The 19,140-nt window shown below is 37.5% G+C and carries 16 protein-coding genes and 1 pseudogene; 15 read left to right on the forward strand and 2 right to left on the reverse strand.

Going from position 1 to position 19,140, the window contains the following annotated elements; all coding sequences use genetic code 11:
- Positions 1-10 precede the first annotated feature (10 nt).
- The 9 genes from EFD62_RS01285 to EFD62_RS01325 all read left to right on the forward strand — a co-directional run bounded on the left by EFD62_RS01285 (position 11) and on the right by EFD62_RS01325 (position 9,666).
- The gene (locus EFD62_RS01285; protein WP_128705624.1) at positions 11-706 is read left to right on the forward strand and encodes an ABC transporter ATP-binding protein; all 696 of its coding nucleotides are present in this window, start codon (positions 11-13) and stop codon (positions 704-706) included.
- Positions 690-3,050 carry an ABC transporter permease gene (locus EFD62_RS01290; protein WP_128705625.1) on the forward strand — a complete coding sequence of 787 codons (2,361 nt, stop codon included), beginning with the start codon at positions 690-692 and terminating at the stop codon, positions 3,048-3,050. Before EFD62_RS01285 ends, EFD62_RS01290 begins: the two co-directional genes overlap by 17 nt.
- A 227-nt stretch (positions 3,051-3,277) precedes the next feature.
- Positions 3,278-3,934 carry a phage head-tail adapter protein gene (locus tag EFD62_RS01295; RefSeq protein WP_069194649.1) on the forward strand — a complete coding sequence of 219 codons (657 nt, stop codon included), beginning with the start codon at positions 3,278-3,280 and terminating at the stop codon, positions 3,932-3,934.
- Between the two features lie 189 nt (positions 3,935-4,123).
- On the forward strand, positions 4,124-4,987 hold the full coding sequence (locus EFD62_RS01300; RefSeq protein ID WP_069194648.1) for a MerR family transcriptional regulator: 864 nt from the start codon (positions 4,124-4,126) through the stop codon (positions 4,985-4,987).
- Positions 4,980-7,223: an ATP-binding cassette domain-containing protein gene (locus tag EFD62_RS01305; protein WP_128705626.1), complete on the forward strand. Its 2,244-nt coding sequence runs from the start codon at positions 4,980-4,982 to the stop codon at positions 7,221-7,223. Before EFD62_RS01300 ends, EFD62_RS01305 begins: the two co-directional genes overlap by 8 nt.
- Positions 7,224-7,243: 20 nt before the next feature.
- Positions 7,244-7,369, forward strand: a complete 126-nt coding sequence (locus EFD62_RS18295) for an S-layer homology domain-containing protein (RefSeq protein ID WP_128705627.1) — start codon at positions 7,244-7,246, stop codon at positions 7,367-7,369.
- A gap of 363 nt (positions 7,370-7,732) precedes the next feature.
- Positions 7,733-8,137 (forward strand): iron-containing alcohol dehydrogenase, encoded by a 405-nt coding sequence (locus tag EFD62_RS01315; RefSeq protein ID WP_128705628.1) that lies wholly within the window; start codon positions 7,733-7,735, stop codon positions 8,135-8,137.
- Positions 8,138-8,245: 108 nt separating this feature from the next.
- Positions 8,246-8,542 (forward strand): hypothetical protein, encoded by a 297-nt coding sequence (locus EFD62_RS01320; RefSeq protein WP_069194645.1) that lies wholly within the window; start codon positions 8,246-8,248, stop codon positions 8,540-8,542.
- A 107-nt stretch (positions 8,543-8,649) separates the two neighbouring features.
- Entirely contained in the window at positions 8,650-9,666 is a 1,017-nt protein-coding gene (locus EFD62_RS01325) for a DUF4236 domain-containing protein (RefSeq protein WP_069194644.1), read from the forward strand.
- Positions 9,667-10,170: 504 nt separating this feature from the next.
- Here EFD62_RS01325 and EFD62_RS01330 read toward each other — a convergent pair.
- On the reverse strand, positions 10,171-10,785 hold the full coding sequence (locus EFD62_RS01330; protein ID WP_069194643.1) for a methyltransferase family protein: 615 nt from the start codon (positions 10,783-10,785) through the stop codon (positions 10,171-10,173).
- 677 nt (positions 10,786-11,462) lie between these two features.
- Between EFD62_RS01330 and EFD62_RS01335 the strand changes: the two genes are divergently transcribed.
- Together EFD62_RS01335 and EFD62_RS01340 are read left to right on the forward strand one after the other, a co-directional pair.
- The gene (locus EFD62_RS01335; protein ID WP_083225156.1) at positions 11,463-11,993 is read left to right on the forward strand and encodes a GNAT family N-acetyltransferase; all 531 of its coding nucleotides are present in this window, start codon (positions 11,463-11,465) and stop codon (positions 11,991-11,993) included.
- 136 nt (positions 11,994-12,129) lie between these two features.
- Positions 12,130-12,219 (forward strand): annotated as a pseudogene (locus EFD62_RS01340) (IS3 family transposase); the annotation flags it as partial.
- 39 nt (positions 12,220-12,258) lie between these two features.
- On the opposite strand, the gene EFD62_RS01345 reads toward EFD62_RS01340, so the two are convergent.
- Positions 12,259-16,017 (reverse strand): Ig-like domain-containing protein, encoded by a 3,759-nt coding sequence (locus tag EFD62_RS01345; protein ID WP_128705629.1) that lies wholly within the window; start codon positions 16,015-16,017, stop codon positions 12,259-12,261.
- 393 nt (positions 16,018-16,410) lie between these two features.
- Here EFD62_RS01345 and EFD62_RS01350 point away from each other — a divergent pair, with 393 nt between their 5' ends.
- The 4 genes from EFD62_RS01350 to hgcA all read left to right on the forward strand — a co-directional run bounded on the left by EFD62_RS01350 (position 16,411) and on the right by hgcA (position 19,137).
- The gene (locus EFD62_RS01350) at positions 16,411-17,139 is read left to right on the forward strand and encodes an SDR family NAD(P)-dependent oxidoreductase (RefSeq protein ID WP_069194641.1); all 729 of its coding nucleotides are present in this window, start codon (positions 16,411-16,413) and stop codon (positions 17,137-17,139) included.
- Positions 17,140-17,163: 24 nt separating this feature from the next.
- Complete coding sequence (locus tag EFD62_RS01355; RefSeq protein WP_128705630.1) at positions 17,164-17,610, forward strand: MarR family winged helix-turn-helix transcriptional regulator; 447 nt, start codon at positions 17,164-17,166, stop codon at positions 17,608-17,610.
- A 110-nt stretch (positions 17,611-17,720) separates the two neighbouring features.
- Positions 17,721-18,056: an ArsR/SmtB family transcription factor gene (locus tag EFD62_RS01360; protein WP_069194639.1), complete on the forward strand. Its 336-nt coding sequence runs from the start codon at positions 17,721-17,723 to the stop codon at positions 18,054-18,056.
- Positions 18,049-19,137, forward strand: coding sequence for a mercury methylation corrinoid protein HgcA (hgcA, locus tag EFD62_RS01365; RefSeq protein ID WP_083225154.1), 1,089 nt, complete (start codon positions 18,049-18,051; stop codon positions 19,135-19,137). Before EFD62_RS01360 ends, hgcA begins: the two co-directional genes overlap by 8 nt.
- The last annotated feature ends 3 nt before the right edge of the window (positions 19,138-19,140 follow it).

The following is a 19,140-nucleotide window of genomic DNA, read 5'->3' on the forward strand; positions in this document are numbered from 1 at the left end:
CATTGATACAATGGATATATTGAAAGTAGAAAATTTATGTAAAACTTATGGAAAGGGCGAAGCAAAAGTAGACGCCTTAAAGAACGTATCCTTTTCGCTGAAAAAGGGAGAATTTGCAGCTGTGGTTGGAGAATCAGGCTCAGGCAAGAGTACTCTTCTTAATTGCATCGGAGCATTGGATAACCCGACTTCTGGTATTATTCTTGTGGATGGGCAGAACTTGTTTTCCATGAAGGAAGAAGAACGAACCATTTTCAGACGTCGCAATATCGGTTTTATCTTTCAGTCCTTTCAACTTGTTCCTGAACTGAATGTGGAGCAGAATATCATATTTCCATTGCTTCTGGATTATCGCAAACCTGACCCCGCAGCAGTCAAGGAAATCCTGGAGCTTTTGGGACTGACAGAGCGTCGCCGACATTTACCAAGCCAGTTGTCCGGTGGTCAGCAGCAGCGTGTCGCCATTGGACGAGCCTTGATTACCAAACCCAAACTGATTTTAGCCGATGAGCCAACCGGTAATTTAGACAGCAAAAATAGTCAGGATGTTATTGACCTGCTGACAAAGGCTTCCCGTCAATACCAGCAGACCATCCTGATGATTACCCACAATAAAAATCTGACAACATCGGTGGATCGGGTATTCCGAGTATCGGATGGCATTCTTACGGATTTGGGAGGGGCAGTTAATGAAGCATTATCTTGATCTTGTCCCCATTTCGGAAAAGGTTCATCGGAAACAGAACAGGATGTCGATTTTCTGTATAGTCCTGGCGGTGTCTTTGGTCACAACGATATTCGGTATGGCGGATATGTTTATCCGCAGTCAGATTTTGCAGACGCAATTAGATGACGGCAACTTTCATATTGCTATTCTTGATATTACAGATGAAGACGCGGCTTTGATTGCAAAGCGCACTGATATAAAAGCCGCTGCCCGATATGGTGTTTTGAATTACAGAGGCGAGAAAGGATATACAATATTTGGAAAAGACTCCATTATCGTGGGATGCGACAAAGCCTGGGTAACAGAATTGCTGGTGGATAATATCACAGAGGGAAATTTCCCTCAGATAGATACCCAAGCTATGATTACGGAGAGTGCAAAAGATAGGTTTGGTTTGCAGCTTGGGGATTCAATTACTATTGATGGACCTGATGGGAAGAAACTGCAATATACTCTTTCAGGCTTTTGTCGGAACGCATCCAAAACCATGAGTGAGGATTCCTACGGAATCATCCTCACCACAGACGCTTTTCGTGCCTTGTACCCAAATAAAAACAGCAACAGGCTGACGGACTACAATAGTATGCTGTTTGTTCGGTTTGAAAATGCATGGAATGCCAGGCAGGAGATTAACGATTTGAAAACGGATTACGGTTTTTCCGAGGAGCAAATTGTAGAAAACAGCAAGCTACTTGGGCTTTTGGGTCAAAGTGGCAGCTCTTTTATGCTGCAAATATATGCCACTGCTGGTGTTTTGTTTGTATTGGTTATGGTTGCAGGTATTATGATGATTGCCAGTAGCTTAAACAGTAATGTAGCTTGGCGTACCAGGTTTTTCGGTCTGATGCGCTGCATTGGCGCGACACCCAAGCAGGTAATGCGTATAGTTCGTAAGGAGGCACTCCGCTGGTGCTGGTTTGCTATTCCTGCGGGAATTGCGATTGGTGTTGTCGTAATCTGGACTTTGTGTGCAGTTTTAAGAACTGTCAGCCCCGAGTATTTCGGCGAAATGGCTATCTTCGGTTTGAGTATTCCCAGTATTTTCGCCGGGATTATTGTGGGACTGTTTACAGTTTTGCTTGCAGCCCGTTCCCCGGCAAAAAAGGCGGCAAAAGTTTCCCCACTGGAGGCGGTTTCCGGCAACGCCAGCGACTATCAGCCGGTAAAAAAAGCGGCGAATACAAAGCTGTTTAAAGTTGAAACAGCCTTGGGAATCCATCATGCAAAAGCCAGCAAGAAAAACCTGATTTTGATGGTTGGTTCTTTTGCCTTAAGTATTATCTTGTTTCTTTCTTTTTCTGTAACAGTGGAATTTATGAATCATGCTTTAACTCCCCTGCGTCCCTGGAAGGCAGATCTGTCTATTATCAGCCCGGACTATTCCTGCTCTATAGGCAGTGAACTTTTGGAAAAACTTAAGGAAAATCCCGCGGTTAAATCAGTTTATGGAAGGATGTTTGCCTATGATGTGCCGGTTACAGTGAACGGTTCACAAGAAAAGATGGATCTAATTTCCTACGAGCAGCATCAATTTGACTGGGCGAAAGATTATCTGTTAGAAGGCTCCATTGACGATGTTATAAAGAATCCGAATACCGCTCTGATTGTCTTTGAACCGGAAAATACTTTACGGGTTGGGGATACGGTGACGATGACGATAAGTAATCGGCTTCAAGAAATTCATATAGTGGGTATGCTTTCAACATCTCCCTTTAAAAATGGCAATGATGTTGGAATTATGATCAGTTCGGAAGCTACTTTCCGTCAAATTACGGGAGAATCCGACTACACTATACTTGATATCCAATTGAAGAAAAAAGCAACCGATGAAGATGTAAGTGCCATCAAGCAAATGGCGGGAGTTTCCAATACTTTTTCCGATGAACGAATGAGCAAAAACAGCGTAATGGCAACTTATTATTGTTTCTGGTTGTTTATCTATGGCTTTTTGGTCATGATAGCATTGATTACGGTGCTCAATGTTATAAACAGTATCGCTATGAGCGTGTATGCAAGAACCAACCAGTATGGCGCTTTTCGAGCTATTGGTCTTAGCATGCGTCAACTTAATAAAATGGTAATTTCCGAAGCTTGCACCTATACTATCATTGGCAGTTTTGTGGGAACTGTGCTGGGACTGTTCTGTAACAAGACTTTATTTTATATGATAGTAAGTTCTAAGTGGGGAACCTCTTGGACAATCCCATGGACAGAGCTGGGGATTATTCTTCTGGTTGTAGTTCTATCTGTTGCTTTGGCAGTTCAAAAACCAATGAAGAAGTTCAAAGAGATATCCATTGTGGACACAATCAATATGCAATAATGCTTATTTATAACGTGAACGACTTCATAAGGAGTCGTTCTTTGTTATTATGGTAGTAATATATAAAAAATGAAGTCGATTATATGGGAATGTTTTCCCATAAACATACTGATGATATAATAAATACTGTTAGAGTTGGATAGTGAAATTGGTTGGATGTTATCCGAAGTAAAGCTTGCGAAGAGATATGTCTAGGTATCGCAGAAATAAAGGAGGCGAGCAATACTATGAATAAAGAATGGTCGGAAATGAACAAGAGAATGCAGAAGCAACTGAACAAGACAACATTCACAGAGGGAATAAATACACTTTTGCAGCTTCGGGGACTGCTGATGGAAGAGATTATTTCCTGGAAATATGAGTTGGAGGAAAAAGATTATTACGCTATTCCATTTATAAATGCCGATGGTTATCATAGTAAAACGATTGCATATTCCCTGTGGCACATTTTCAGAATTGAGGATATCGTTGTACATACGTTGATTAAAAATGACAGGCAGGTTTTCTTTGAGGTAAATTATCAGAAGAGAATGAATTCGCCTATTATTACAACAGGAAATGAGCTTTTAAAAGAACAAATTTCCGAATTTTCAAAGTGCCTGTCTCTAGATGTCTTGTATGAATATATAATTGCCGTTAAAACTTCCACTGACGAATGGCTAAAATTAATTGATTACACCGAGCTTAAAAGGAAGTTTGGTGATGAGGACAAACGTAGAATCCATGAACTGAATGTTGTTAGTTCAGATGAAAAAGCAATATGGTTGATTGATTACTGGTGTAATAAGGATGTTAAAGGACTTATTCAAATGCCTTTATCCAGACACTGGATCATGCATGTTGAGGCAGCAATCCGTATTAAAAATAAGATTAAGCGAAAGTAGAATCGGAATGGATAAGACATAAAGCCATCCCATTTTAAACGATACTGACATGTTTTAGCGAACAGATGCTATAGAAAATAGTTTACAGACGTCAATTTCTATTATGAAAATAATATAAAATAGTACTTGACTCTACCCCTTAGGGGAGGTTGTATATTACTCTTATATTAATAGAAAGAGGGGATATATATGGAGAAAAATGAGCCAAAATACTGCAAAGAAAAAACACCGGACACTCTTTATAAAATTGGAATGTTTGCCAATATGAATCATGTCACAATAAAGACCCTTCGATATTATGATGATGAAAATCTTCTAAAACCAAAAGTTATAGATACAGAGACAAACTACAGATATTATACACTTTCTCAGATGGGAGAGCTGCATCAGATTCTTGCTCTAAAAGAGATGGGGTTTAGGATTGATGAAATAAAGGCAGTTCTCAACGGGCGTAGTGAAAAGGATTTGCTAAAGAAGAAAAGAAATCAGCTAATGATGCAAATCGCAGATTTGACCAAACTCCTTGCAAAAGTTGAGCAGGCATTGGATGCACCGGATAAGGACTTAACTTCACATGTACTGATTAAAAGTCTTCCCGAAGTAATTGTTGCAAGTATGACAAGAAGAATTGATTCTTATGATGATCTTTTTGTAATGATGCCACAGATGGGAATGGAGATGGAAAAGCTAGGCTGCGAATGTGCAATGCCGGAATATTGCTTCATAAGCTATCTAGAACCGGGATATAAGGAGGAACACATTTTAATAGAAGCATGTGAGGCAGTAACAGAGTTAAAAGAGGATACCGATAAAATCAAATTTAAAGTGATTCCTGAGGTTCCTTATGCAGCATGTATTTTTCATAAAGGAAGCTATAAAACACTTTCATCGTCTTATGAATCTGTGCTCCGGTATATTGAAGAAAACGGATTTGTGATTAATGGCCCGATTCGTGAAAGCCATATCGATGGAGTATGGAATAAAGACAGCGAAGAAGAGTGGTTGACAGAAATCCAAATTCCAGTATGTAGGGCAGGTGAAGAGAATGAATGATACGATAGAGATAAAAGGATTGCACCAGAATAATTTAAAGAATATATCACTTTCAATCCCCAAGAATAAAATAGTTGTATTTACGGGTGTTTCAGGTTCCGGTAAGTCTAGTATTGTATTTGATACAATAGCAGCCGAAAGCCAGAGACAGATGAATGAAACCTATACTGCATGGGTCAGGGGAAGAATGCCAAAATATGAAAAACCAAAGGTTGATTATATTGACAATCTTTCAGCATCGGTTATTGTCGATCAGTCCAGACTAGGCGGTAATGCACGTTCAACAGTTGGTACTATCAGCGATTTATATACAGCGCTAAGAGTTTTATATTCACGCATTGGAACACCCTACGTTGGGACTGCGTCTTATTTTTCATTTAATGATCCCAATGGCATGTGCCCAAAATGTTCCGGATTAGGCAATATAACAGATATAGATACTGAGGGATTGGTTGATGCGGATAAATCCTGGAATGAGGGAATGGTGAAGCTTCCGGCCTATGGTGTCGGCAACTGGTATTGGAAAATATATGTTGAATCCGGGTTGTTTGATTTAGATAAGAAGTTTAAGGATTACTCGGAAGAAGAAAGAAATATTCTTTATTATGGTGCAAAAACTCCTGAAGGGGAGCGAGTAAACAAGAAAGTTGAGGGGATTGTTAATCAGCTAAGAAGGACTGTATTAATGCGGGATACTTCCACGATTACGGAGGCATCTGTCAAAAGACTATTAAACCTTATTATACAAAAGGAATGCCCTTGCTGCCATGGTAAGAGACTGAATGAGCATGCTCTTTCCTGCAAGATTAATGGAAAAAACATCTATGAGATGTGTGAATTAGAGTTTACCGGTTTAAGGGAAGAATTACTAAAAATTACAGACAAGAGAGCAGTAACAATTGTCGAGGATATGGTGAAGTCTTTAGACAGAATGATAGATATAGGTCTCCCTTATCTTAGTATGAACCGTGAATCGTCCACTTTATCAGGTGGTGAAGCACAGCGCCTAAAGCTTGTCAGATACATGGGAAGTGCTTTGACCGGGATGACATACATTTTTGACGAACCAAGTACAGGCATGCACCCAAGAGACGTTCATCGTATGTGTAAATTACTCCGAAGCCTTAGAGATAAAGGAAATACAGTTCTTGTTGTTGAACACGATAAAGATATTATTAGTATTGCAGATCATATTATTGATGTGGGGCCTCTTGCAGGAAATAGGGGCGGTGAAATATTATTCGAAGGAAGCTATGAAAATCTTCTTTTATCAGGGACACTGACCGGTAATGCAATGAAAGAAATCGTTCCAATAAAGGATAACCCAAGAATTCCTAAAAATTATTTGCCTGTTAGAAATGCAAATTGTCACAACCTAAAAAATGTATCGGTTGATATTCCGTTAAATGTTCTTACCGTAGTAACAGGAGTGGCTGGTTCCGGTAAAAGTACGCTGATTAGAGATGTATTTGCAAAGAAATATGCAGAAGATGTCGTAATTGTTGATCAGTCTCCCATAACAGCCACAGGTCGTTCAACACCGGCAACATTCCTAGGATTTTTCGATGATGTAAGAAAGGTAATGTCAAAGGAAACCGGTCAGGATGCATCGATGTTTTCCTTCAATAGTAAGGGTGGCTGTCCTGTTTGTAAAGGGAAAGGCATTGTAGTTACTGAGCTTGTATTTATGGATCCTGTTACTACAGTTTGTGAAGAGTGTGAAGGAAATCGTTATAACAAAGAAGTGCTTTCTTTTGAATATCGCGGGAAAAATATTATGGAAATACTTGATATGTCTGCTGAAGAGGCTCTAATTTTCTTTAAAGATCAGAAAAAGATTGCAAAGCATTTAAAAGCAATGGTGGAAGTTGGCCTTGGATATCTTTCCCTGGGACAACCGACCTCTACATTATCAGGAGGAGAACGGCAGCGCTTGAAGCTGGCAAAACACTTGGATGATAAAGGTAGTATTTTTATTTTAGATGAGCCCACAACCGGACTTCATGCCTCGGATATTAAGAGTATTATGCTGTTATTTGAACGATTTGTAGATAGGGGAAATACAGTTATTATTATTGAGCACAATCAGGATGTAATGAAAAATGCTGATTATATTATCGATATTGGACCGGATGGCGGCAGTAGTGGAGGTGAAATTGTATTTCAGGGAACTGTAAAGGATATGGTGGAAAACAGTTCAACAATAACCGCCCAATATATCAGAAAATCAATGTAAAATTAATTGCAATCAAATTGATGAGTTCGCATAAAGGAGAAATAGTTTCTGGATATGACAGTAAGATAATGCCGCAAGATAAAATAACCAGAGCCGAAACTGAGGCGATGATAAGAAGAATGCTCAAGAAGTGTGCATTGATTTAAAAAAATTATAAAAATAAATCATATAATAATACAATGTCAGGACGATGATATCGTTGATCTTGGGTTGGGTGTAGCAAGTGGTAAGTATAATTCAGCTTATATTGAGGAAGCTTTGCTTAAGTTAGATAGCGCTGAATGATCCTAATATGTAATATATCATAAAGTTCAAAACCTATCAAAAACATATGGAAGAAAAACGCATCTGTTCTAAACACGACGAGCAGTGCACTATATTCCGTTCTCCATAGACTGGAAAAATCAGAATATTGATTCCGATGAAAATTTTGCCGATGAAATTATTAGTGATTTTCTGTTTGCGGTTTAGCAATCAAATTATTAGGTTATAGTTTGAGGTGGACAGAAATGTCTTCTTATTTGTTCAGAAGAATGATTTGTAAATTGCCGGGAGCCGTAATCAAAGTAATTCCAAAGCCTGAGCCCGTTTTGAGAGGAGGCTTCGGAGCAAGAGAAATAATCGGTGAAATCTGCGCATTTGCGGGATATAAATCGGTACTTCTTGTAACGGATAAAACGCTATTTTCTCTCGGCTATCACGAAAAAATTCTCAACTCGTTGAAAGCAAACAACATCAAATGTGCTGTATTTAATAATATTGCATCCGAACCGACTGTTGACATAATCAGCGAAGGCAGAACTACCGCTATAAACTGCTGCGCCGATTGTATCATAGCTCTTGGAATAGACGAGGATATCGTTCAACACGAGCTGTTTTATAATAAGAGATGGAATAGTATATTAAATGCATGAAAATAACTCAGAAGAACGGTATTACAGAAAATCTACGGTAATAGCTTGGTCTTGAAAACATCACAAATGCAAAAGTTAATTTTGAAAACCGTGTTAAAGGTCAGGATTATGCAATCAATAAAAGGTGAAAGCTTTGATAGAAAGAATGAGATAAGAGCCTGCTTTGATTGTGGAACTGTGGATCTTTTCAAAATTAAAGTCAGCAATATAGATTATCTTGGTGCACCTATAATGATTACCTGCGATGGCATACACGATTATGTAGGTAGCTTTTGCGTTAGAATATCAAGAGGAATGTTTGCCTTGCTACCAATTAGAAATACCATAGTTTATGTTTTACTTGATAAAAAAACAATAGTATCAGTGAACTTTAATAGACAAATACTATCAAAGATTAAGTTTTAGTATATAGACCCATTTGATACATTTGCTAAATTTGAGCATAATATGGAGTTCAATGTTAAAAACAGTTTTCCAGTTGAAGTAATATTGAGTACTGAGGAGGTAATGAAATGGGATTTCGGTATAGAAAAAGTATAAATTTAGGTGGCGGCTTCAGGATTAACATAAGTAAATCAGGAATAGGTTATAGTTGGGGCGTTAAAGGTTATCGAATAACTAAGACTGCTAAAGGAACTACTCGGAGAACAGCATCTATTCCCGGCACCGGTATTTCTTATGTGAACGAAAGTGGAAAAAACAATGGTGCAAGATCAAACAAAGGAGTCAATCCTGTTCCACCCCGACAAATACCTGAGATTGATAATAATCATTATGATACTAGAAACATAGTAAACAATGTTGCGAATGCAATGGTGTCTGAAGGATTAGAAGATATGCTGGCTATGGCAAGCAGAGCGATTAAATTGAACAAACTCGCAAATATTGGTTTTTGGGTGACTTTTATTTTAGGGTTTGGATTTCCAGTTTTACTTTTGCTTGCTGCTGCATTTTTACTTCTTAAAATCTTTATTCGCACAAAAGGAACGATTGTTTTGGATTATACTATTGATCCTGATCAGCAATCCATTGTTGATGACAGAATGAATCCTATGATAAAAATTGTCGAATGTGCTAAGGTGTGGAGAATAATACAAACAAGCAAAGTAATTGATAGGAAGTATGCTTCGGGAGCGAGCAATACATTAAATAGAACAGCTTGTAAAGCTACCACAAAAGCTCAGTTTCCATTCAAAGCAAATTTACAAGTGGCATCTTTCAAAACTGGAAAAGAAACGTTGCTTTTTTTGCCTGACAAATTGATTATACTACAAGGTAGCAAGATAGGTGCACTTAATTATACGGATATTAGGATTTCGTCATATACAACTCGTTTTATTGAAAGTGAAGGTGTTCCTAGAGATTCACAAGTGGTTGGACAAACATGGAAATATGTTAACAAGTCCGGTGGCCCTGATAGACGATTTAAAGATAATAGACAAATACCTATTTGCTTGTATGGTAAACTTGAACTTAGTTCAACATCGGGCTTAAACACAGTAATTATGTATTCTAATCCATCAGTATGAGTTATAATGATAATAATGACTATATGTCAAGAGGACAGTTCTCTTGCTATTCTGATGTTGTATAATAATACTTGACATAAAGACCTAGATCAAATAGTCAAAAACAAGAAAAATAGAGGTCAATTATGTCATAAACTGTAAAGAGAGCTACGAGGAAGTATACAAAAAGAATACAAGGTAGAATCTGTAAAGTTTGTGAAGGGGATAGGGATCACAAAGGTAGCTATAGAATTAGGGGTACCTAAGACTACCTTATTTAGCCTCTTGGAATGAAATGAGAGAGGCAAAAGCGAAAGGACTCCATGTCCCAAGCTTTTATTTCAGTGGGTAAAGCGTGAAAAGATAGGCGATTTAGATACGGGTATAGGTACTCAAACACTATATCCTGCAATGACATTAGCTATGGAGATTCAGAAATTAAGAGCCGAAAATAAGCTTTGGCATTAGGTCGGGCTTAAATCGAGCGGCAACAGATGGATTTTTGAGTAAAGAAGGAGAGTGCTTCTAATATAGAAAAGGAATATATCTTTTTGTTCTTTTTTTATATTCTATGTACTTTATGCCATGTATTGAACTTAGGTAATCCTCTTCACAACGAACTTGAATGTCAAGAAATAATATAAAAACTAAATTAAAGAGAAATACTGTCCAAGTTGGCCAGATTAGCCAGACACCTATATTTAATAAAAACAATCCCAAATATGTTGGATTTCTAATGTATTTATATAGACCTGTTGTAATCAAGTCTGTTTTTACTTTTTCATCAATTCCTACTCTCCATGAGCTACCCATTTTTAATTGAGCATACAAGCAAAATGATAAGCCTGTTACGCCTGTTAAAAAGCCGATTGCGTCGAAGAGTAGGACATTTATAACCCCTATTCTGCTGAACAAGGAACCCACCTGGAGCTGGATTGAATGAAAAGCAATTATTAAAACTGCGTATGCCATTAAAATATTCGATAAATGGTTCATATATTTTTGAACATTCGATGTTGATTTTGCCATAACATTTGGGTCTATGCCAGTCTGCCTTTTTTGGTCTACCTGTTTTATTCTCCATAATCCTAAGTAAAGAAGGTATAATGTGACCACAAATATGGTTTCTATAACGTTCATAATAAAACCCCCAAGTAAAAGTTTTTCATCATTAAAGCTGTTCAATTTTCATTACATGTATAGGATGTATGTTGAATACTTGAACAACTATTCATATGTTGTGTTTTTATTATATGACGGTAAAATAAATATGTCAATAGATATATGAATGATTGTTCATATGAAAATCCCTATAATTTCCTAGGTTTATGCTGAAAATTGCTTTAGTATCATTTTAATTTTCTTCTCGGTACAGGGACGAAAAATTCTTCCTGTATGATAGATGTATCAAAGCTGATGTCTTCCGGTACAGTGGTCTCTATGGAAAGTGCTTTCTGTTAAAATTTGAGTTTTTAATTATGGGAGTTTAAGCTAAAAAAATAGATTACGTATATGTTGAGGAGATAGGTGACTTGTGCTTGGGATGCGAGTTTGCTAAGGTTTTATTGTCAATTGAAACCAAATAGTTTACAATATTTTTAACGATGCTTGAGCGGATGTGGACTGTGGTAGAAATGAGCGTAAGAAATAGAAATAAGCGAACTTTTCTTGCGGCGATTTTTTGAGTTTAGTGTTTATTTTAGCTGGTTGTTCATCGGAAAATGCGATTGGAATTTTAGTTTGATATCTGTAAAATGCAAGGTAGCCTAAGTATCATACGTTGTGACGGTAGTTGTTGATAGGAAGGGGATTAACTAATGTATATTGAATTAAGCACCGAAAGATTGATATTACGTCCGCTTAGTATTTTAGATTTACAGACAGTAAACGAATATGCGTCAGATGCAGAGAATACGAAATATATGATTCATTTTCCGCACAGAAGTATAGAAGAAACACGTAGCTTTTTAGCCAGTGTTAGTGCACAGTGGCAAAAGGAAGAACCATCTTATTATGAATTTGCTATTCTTTATGATTCTATACACATTGGAGCGGTGTGCGTATATCTAAATGAGGATAAAACCGAAGGAGAGTTGGGCTGGATTCTCAATAAGAAATATTGGGGAAAGGGATTTGCAACTGAAGCTGCACTTGCAATCAAGGAATTTGCCATGAAGCAGTTAAAAGTAAAGAAACTGGTTGCTCATTGTGATTGTCGGAATCTTAATTCTGTACATGTCATGGAGAGAATAGGGCTTTCCTTTGATAGTAAAGGCGAGCGGAAGTATCCTGATGAACGGGGGATGGCTCGTGAGTTTAAATACTCCTGTGTTATAATTGATACGTAAATTCCAAAGCTCCCCAAAAAATATCGCCCGATGGAACTAGCTCTAATTAATTACGATGAAGTTACAGAATTTCCGGGATATTATCATATTAGTCTCTATACATAGCATCCGGCACGATTTCATGATGAATTTATGTATCGACTACTACAACAATAAACGAATTAAGTGCAAACTAAAAGGACTGAGTCCGGTTGAATACCGAATCCAGTCCTTAGGATCCGCTTAATTAAACTGTCGGATATTTGGGTTACACTTTAACGACCATCTATTTTTTCACATTAAGGTTATATGAGTATGCGGTAAAAATCAGGGGATGATTCGATCCTGATCCACGTAAAGCAATTTCAGGAGTTGATTCATCATTAGAATGATCCCACATAGCAATCTCAGGAGGTGTCCAGTCATTAAGAATACCGTAGTAATTGCCCGGCGCAAGCTTACTGCCCCACTTCGATACTGAAGATGTATTATCAGCAGTATAAATGTAAATCGGTTCTCCCGCATCGTCTTCTGCATCAGTAGGTAATCCTTTGTTGAGAATTAAAACCACTTCTGTTTGTCCTAAAGAATTAATAGCATTTGATTCACAGCCTATAGCATAAACTGAATCCTGAGTTGTTAATTTAATTACAATATCACTCACCTCGACGCTTTTCATCTCCTTATTGAATGTAATCAATATCTTGTTCGAAGCTATTAAATAAGCGCCACTAATACAAACATATTCCGGCTCAATACCTTCCACGATGTAATGCTCATCGCTATCATACAATTTATTTCCTGCAAGATCCGTGATCGGAGCTATCTTCACGTAAGGAGCTATATTCGTACCCTTAAATTCCTTGAAGTAGATTTGAACTGTCCATTCATTTACTTTGGTAATTGCATCATCATCACCTAGAGCTATAAAATTATTGCCTTCATCAATTGAAACCTGATAGTTCTCCTTATCAAGCATTTGATCTTCATTCATAGCTTCAGAGTATATAATGTAAATAAAACCCTCTTCAGGTACCGTAAAACAATACTGACCATTCTCAGGATCCATTACTACCTCCGGATATATACACTCCAAAGTCGTGAAAGGATATATATACTCAGATTTATTTTTGTTTCCATAAACATCTTTGTACTCTTTGATCACCAATTGATATTCTGTCAAGCCTTCTAATAAAGTATCGAATTTGAGCTCAACTGTTCTCCCTGAGCTATCTATACTTGCTGATAAAGATATTTTTTCACTTTGAATGTCTGAAGGTGTTTTTACTACATAGTTGTCCGGATTAGTTGCAGTTGCTGCATCAAGCCTTTCATTAAACTTAATTGTTATACCTTTATTCTCATTCAATATTATTTGCTTAACAACAGGAGCATCAGTATCAGTTGGAGTCTTAGTATTAGTTGAAGCCTTACGGGTTGGTGTCGGTATTTCTTCAACCTCACAAGTAAGAGACTGATCCGGCACATATATGCCGTCACGATCAACTAACTTTTCATCTTCAGTTTCGCTGTTTACCAGGAAAAGTTTAAGTTTCCCAACCGGTAATGATCTGTTAAATCTAAATGTGATCTCATCTGAATAGTCAGCCTTTGAAACTTCTGCCTTGTAGGATTCATTGCCTTTTTGTGAGTAATATAACTTTATGTTTGAGCCCTTGACCGGCTTCGAAAAATTAAGAACAACTACGTTTGACTCTACTGATCTAACTGTTATGATATGGTCTGACCCGATACTGTCAACAGTGACAGCATCAACACTACCATTCAATCTTTTATTTGCGAGATCCATGATTGGAGCTATCTTTACACTGGGTCTAATAGTTGGATCATTCTTATTATCTAGTTCCTTAATGTAAATTTCAACTATCCTGTCACTAACCTTGGTAATCTTATCATCACCACTGAGCTCCACATAATTTTTGCCTTCATCTATTAATACCATATAGTTAGCTTTATCAAGCATTTGTGATTCATTCATAGGTTCAGAGAATACAATGAAAATCTTACCATCCTGAGGTATTGCAGAACAATGCGGATAAATCTTTGGATCCTTAATTACCTCCGGAGGTTTGTTATCCCCAGTCGTGAAAGTAAAAACGGCAACATTTTCACTTTTGTTTCCACTAATATCTTGAGCCTTTTTTATTGTCACCTGATATTCAGTATTATCCTCTAATTTAGGATCTACTATCAGTTTAACTATTTTCCCTGAAGGATCTAATTCAGTTGAGAAAGATATTACTGTATTGTCTTTATACTTCTTTATTTCATAGTTTTTCGTATCCTTTGCAACTTCTTCATCAAGCTCTTCATTAAACTGTATCTTGATATATTCGTTTGAATAAACTTTGTTAGAGACATAAGTAGGACCAGTTTCATCAATTACAACTGTACAAGTAATAATCTGGTCCGGAATCTTTATATCATAATAATCAGATAACTTTTTCTTGTCATCCGTGCTGTTCACCAGGTAAAGGTTAACATTTCCACTTGGTAATTTTGATTCCTTAAATTCAAATGTGATGTCACTTGCATTAGCAACCCCTTTAACCAGTGCTCCGTTGGACGCAACTTCTTTTACTGAATGATATAACGTGATGTCTGAACCCTTAACTGGCTTCGAAAAATGAAGAACAACTTTGTTTTTAGTTGCTGATTTAACAGTAATAACTGCTACGGAAGTATCATTTACATAGTCAAATGTTATTTCTTGCTTGAATACTTTATAGTCGGCATAGTCCATAATACAATTTGGGTTATCCATACCTGCGTCATTAACAGTAACAGTGACAGGACCTTCAATTAATTTTGTTCCGACCGTCAAGTCAATAACATTATTGTCCTCCAAAGTAGCATTTGAAACATAATATGTATATGTTCCGCTTTTAACGGCAAAGTTAGTTGTATCAATTGAATTATCATTACCCTTATCATAAATAGGCTCTGAGAATGTGATTCTTATATTCTTATTTCCTGTAGCTTTAACGCTTGTAACTGTAGGAATAATACCATCTTGTACTTCAACTTCATATTCGGCATCCTCTCCTAAATTTTTTTCATTAGCGGCTTTGATATCTTGTTTGACCTTTACTTTTACTTTAGATGGGTTAGTCAACCTATCTGCAACATTTTTGTTTAAAGTAATAATAACTGTTTTCTTATCAGAATCTAATGAAGCACTGTTATCGCCAAGCTCCACTTTATTCTCGCCATTATCCAGTATCTCATAGGACTCCTCAGATTCAGCCGAATCTATATCCATTTCCTGATTAAATTTGATTTCTATCTGCTTACAGTTTAAAGCCTTAACTGATTCAACAGCTAAGTCCTCAGTAACTACAGGAGCAACTTCCAATAAGCCAAGTTTCTCGGCCTTTGCCTTTAAGTCAGCATTGTCATCAACAATATCGGCGATAACTGTCTTTCCACTAGCCTTTTCAGCAGTTAGAGCACCATACATAACGCCAACTGCATCATCTCGATATAAATCACCGGCTAAAGTTGCATCGACCTTGCTTCCTTTAGTTTCTGCAAGCTTTTCAACTGATACCTTGTAATCTGCAACAGTATAACCCATTTGCTTGAGCATGAATGTTGCAAATCTGGCAGCTGTAACAGTATCCTTAGCGCCAACAAAGAATTTACCATCTTGTGTTGAGCCGCTTAAAATCCCATTTGCTGCTGAATAGGCAACTACGTTCTTAGCATACTCAGATATACTGGCAGCATCATCAAATTTAGCTAATGCTTCAGCTACCTGGTCAGCAGATAAAGCATTAGCAGCATCGTTGTAACCAAATAATTTTGCTAAAAATATTAATGAATCCTGTGTTGTCAATGCATTCTCTAAACCAACTTTAGGATCGTTTGAGTCCTGACCTGCATACAGACCCAGATCTTTTAATGCTGCAGCCTTGTCAGCGTTTGATATTGTAGATGAATTATCTGCGAATACTGCGGGCATAGAAGTAAGGATTAATGCTACTGTAAGAAGTGCTACTGCCAATCTTCTTAATCTTCTCATATTACTGTATTCTCCTTTCGTATGCTGAATATTTACTGAGCAGAACTGAACAGAAGTTGATGATGCCTTTAACGTCGATATGCCTATATTTGACTACTCTTAAATTATACCATAGTCATTTTTCAAAATCAAAATAATAAACATAATACTATTCACAAATTCGTGAAATTCCGATAAAAAATGACATGGCAGCAACCATTTTGTAGAATGATGTAGTTGAGGATATTCTAATGTATGTTTTCTATTTTTATATGCTGGCTTAATTGTTACTGTTTCCTCATTTATTCGATATATTTTAGCAAAATGCGTATCGGTATATAATAATAAAATGGTTGTATATTACAATAGTTGCATGATACAATAATTGCAGTATATATTTATAGGAGAATCAAAATGAATTTTAAGGATAAGGTTTTCATTGTTTCGGGATCAAATTCAGGAATTGGAAAGGCTTGTACAGAATCGCTACTTGATAATGGAGCAATAGTAGTTGGTTTAGACATAAAGAAGGCTTCCATAATCCATGAAAGGTACATACATTATTTGCTTGATGTAACTGACGAGGGTCAAGTAATCACTGTATTAAATAATATCGAAGAAAAGTTTAATAGAGTGGACGGACTGGTAAATTGTGCTGGTATTTATGCAAGTTTAAAACCATTTTATGAATTAAGCATAATTGAATGGAATAAAGTAATTGATACAAATCTAACGGGAGTCTTCATCCTTTCAAAGTATACAACACAAAAAATGATGAAATTCAAAAGGGGGAAAATCGTTAATATTAGTTGCATAAGGTCTAAAATCTTTAGGCCCAACATGGCAGACTACGCTGCATCAAAAGGTGGTGTGGTTGCGTTGACATCAGCAATGGCTTTGGATTTGTCATCCTATAATATACAAGTAAATTCTATAGCTCCTGGATTTACTTACACAGAAATGACATCAAAGTCATTTGATAATCCGAAAATAAGAGAATTCTCCGAAAGTATAATCCCGGTTGGAAGAATAGCTAGGCCAGAGGATATAGCAAATGTGGCGCTGTTTTTATTATCCGACATGTCGGATTATATAAATGGCGAGACGATATTTGTTGATGGTGGGTTTAAGGTATCAAAATAAATTCGGGATTGGGAGAAAAAGTATATGAGTGATATAGATAATTCAAAACAGTTGAGAGAAGTTATAAGAATACTTGAAAGAAAACTTGGGGTATTAGGAGAATTTAAAACATCTTGCTGCGGAGTGACAATGGCTCAGTGTCACGCTTTGGTAGAGATAGGGAGAGCAGGGGACATTTCTTTAAAAGAACTCTCGGAGATTCTTAATCTTGATAGCAGTTCGATGAGCCGAACGGTTAACAATCTGGTAAATAACGGTTTGGTAAGACGGGATATTGAACCGTTAGATAGAAGGTATGTAACTATCACACTTACCGAAAGCGGAAATGAACTTTTTAGAAGTATTGAGGAAAGAATGAATTCTTATTTCGAAAGCGTTTACCTCGCGCTGCCTGAAGATAAACGGAAGCAGGTATTAGAAAGTCTTGATATATTGATTGGAGCAATTGATAAAAAGAATGTTGTTAATTGAGTATTGGGAAGCTGTGAAATCTTCAATATAACTTCCTGTTTTCATATTGACACTCTTCGATTTGATGCATATAATAGTCATATCGATATTTGTAGATTTGAGGTGCCGATATGGAAGACTATTTGGAATATGCTAGAGTATTCAAAGCGCTGGGGGATCCTAAAAGAGCCAAGATTGTGGATATGCTTTCCTGTGGTGAGCAATGTGCTTGTATGATTTTAGAGAAATTTGAGATGTCCCAATCCACACTGTCTCACCATATGAAGCTCTTGTGTGATTGCGGTCTGGTCAAGGGCAGAGAACAAGGTAAATGGACGTATTACTCATTGGACACAGATACTGTCAATAGAATAAAGCAATTTCTCTGTAATATTACCTCAAATAAAGAAAATTGCATCTGCAAAGAAGATGTAGACTGTTGTAAAGGATGTGATAAAAATGAGTAACGGGAAGTCTTGTTGCTGCTCGGCCAGTAGTTGTTGCAGCATTGAACCTATCACGCCATATGATAAAAATGACAAATGGGTAACGGGTGAAATTCATACTCCTAAAGGCAGTGTGCCGGTGGTTTCAGCAAATCTTCACTTCAAAGACTTGCTCGGAGCTTGGAAGGTGCGCTGGGGTATTGGCAGGATGAAATACAAGATCAATCCGGGGCTTTACGCTATAGGTAAGCCTGATCATACATCGCCTGTGCTGGTAAGCGCCAACTACAAGTTGACCTTTGATGCTTTAAGGAAAGAGTTATCGGATCTGGATTGTTGGATTTTGATACTTGACACAAAGGGCATCAATGTCTGGTGTGCTGCCGGTAAAGGAACATTCGGAACTGATGAACTGGTGAACCGCATATCGAAGACCGGGCTGTCTAAGATAGTATCCCACAGGAAATTGGTGCTGCCGCAGTTGGGGGCGCCCGGTGTGAGTGCCCATGAAGTAACAAAACAAACCGGATTTTCTGTGGTTTACGGACCTGTGATGGCGAAGGATATAAAGGCATTTCTTGATTCAGGATTTAAAGCCTCAAAAGAAATGCGTACCGTGAAATTTACAATGTGGGACAGATTGGTTCTCACTCCAGTAGAGTTGGTGGCTACCGCAAAGTCTTCATTGATCGTTTTCGGCGTAATGTTTCTCCTAAACCTGTTTGCTACAAGACCTTTCGGGCTTGAGGATTTCATTGCCTATACGGGTGCTGTGGTAACGGGAGCTGTCTTAACGCCTTTGATTCTTCCCGTGGTTCCCGGCAGAGCCTTTGCATGGAAGGGGTGGCTGCCGGGGCTGTTATGGACTTCCGGATTTATCTGGTATAGCGGCTGGTTTGCTCCTCCATACTTGCTTCTTGCCATAGGGTATTTGTTGGTATTGCCGTCATTATCGGCTTATTTGGCGATGAATTTCACAGGCTCGTCAACATATACATCCTTTTCCGGTGTTATCAAAGAGATGAAAATAGCTGTGCCGCTTATTGCTATTTCAGCCGTAATAGGGCTTGTATTGCTGCTGATAAATAGTATTTGGGTATAAAGG

Source organism: Acetivibrio mesophilus, from assembly GCF_004102745.1.
Classification (GTDB): domain Bacteria; phylum Bacillota; class Clostridia; order Acetivibrionales; family Acetivibrionaceae; genus Hungateiclostridium; species Hungateiclostridium mesophilum.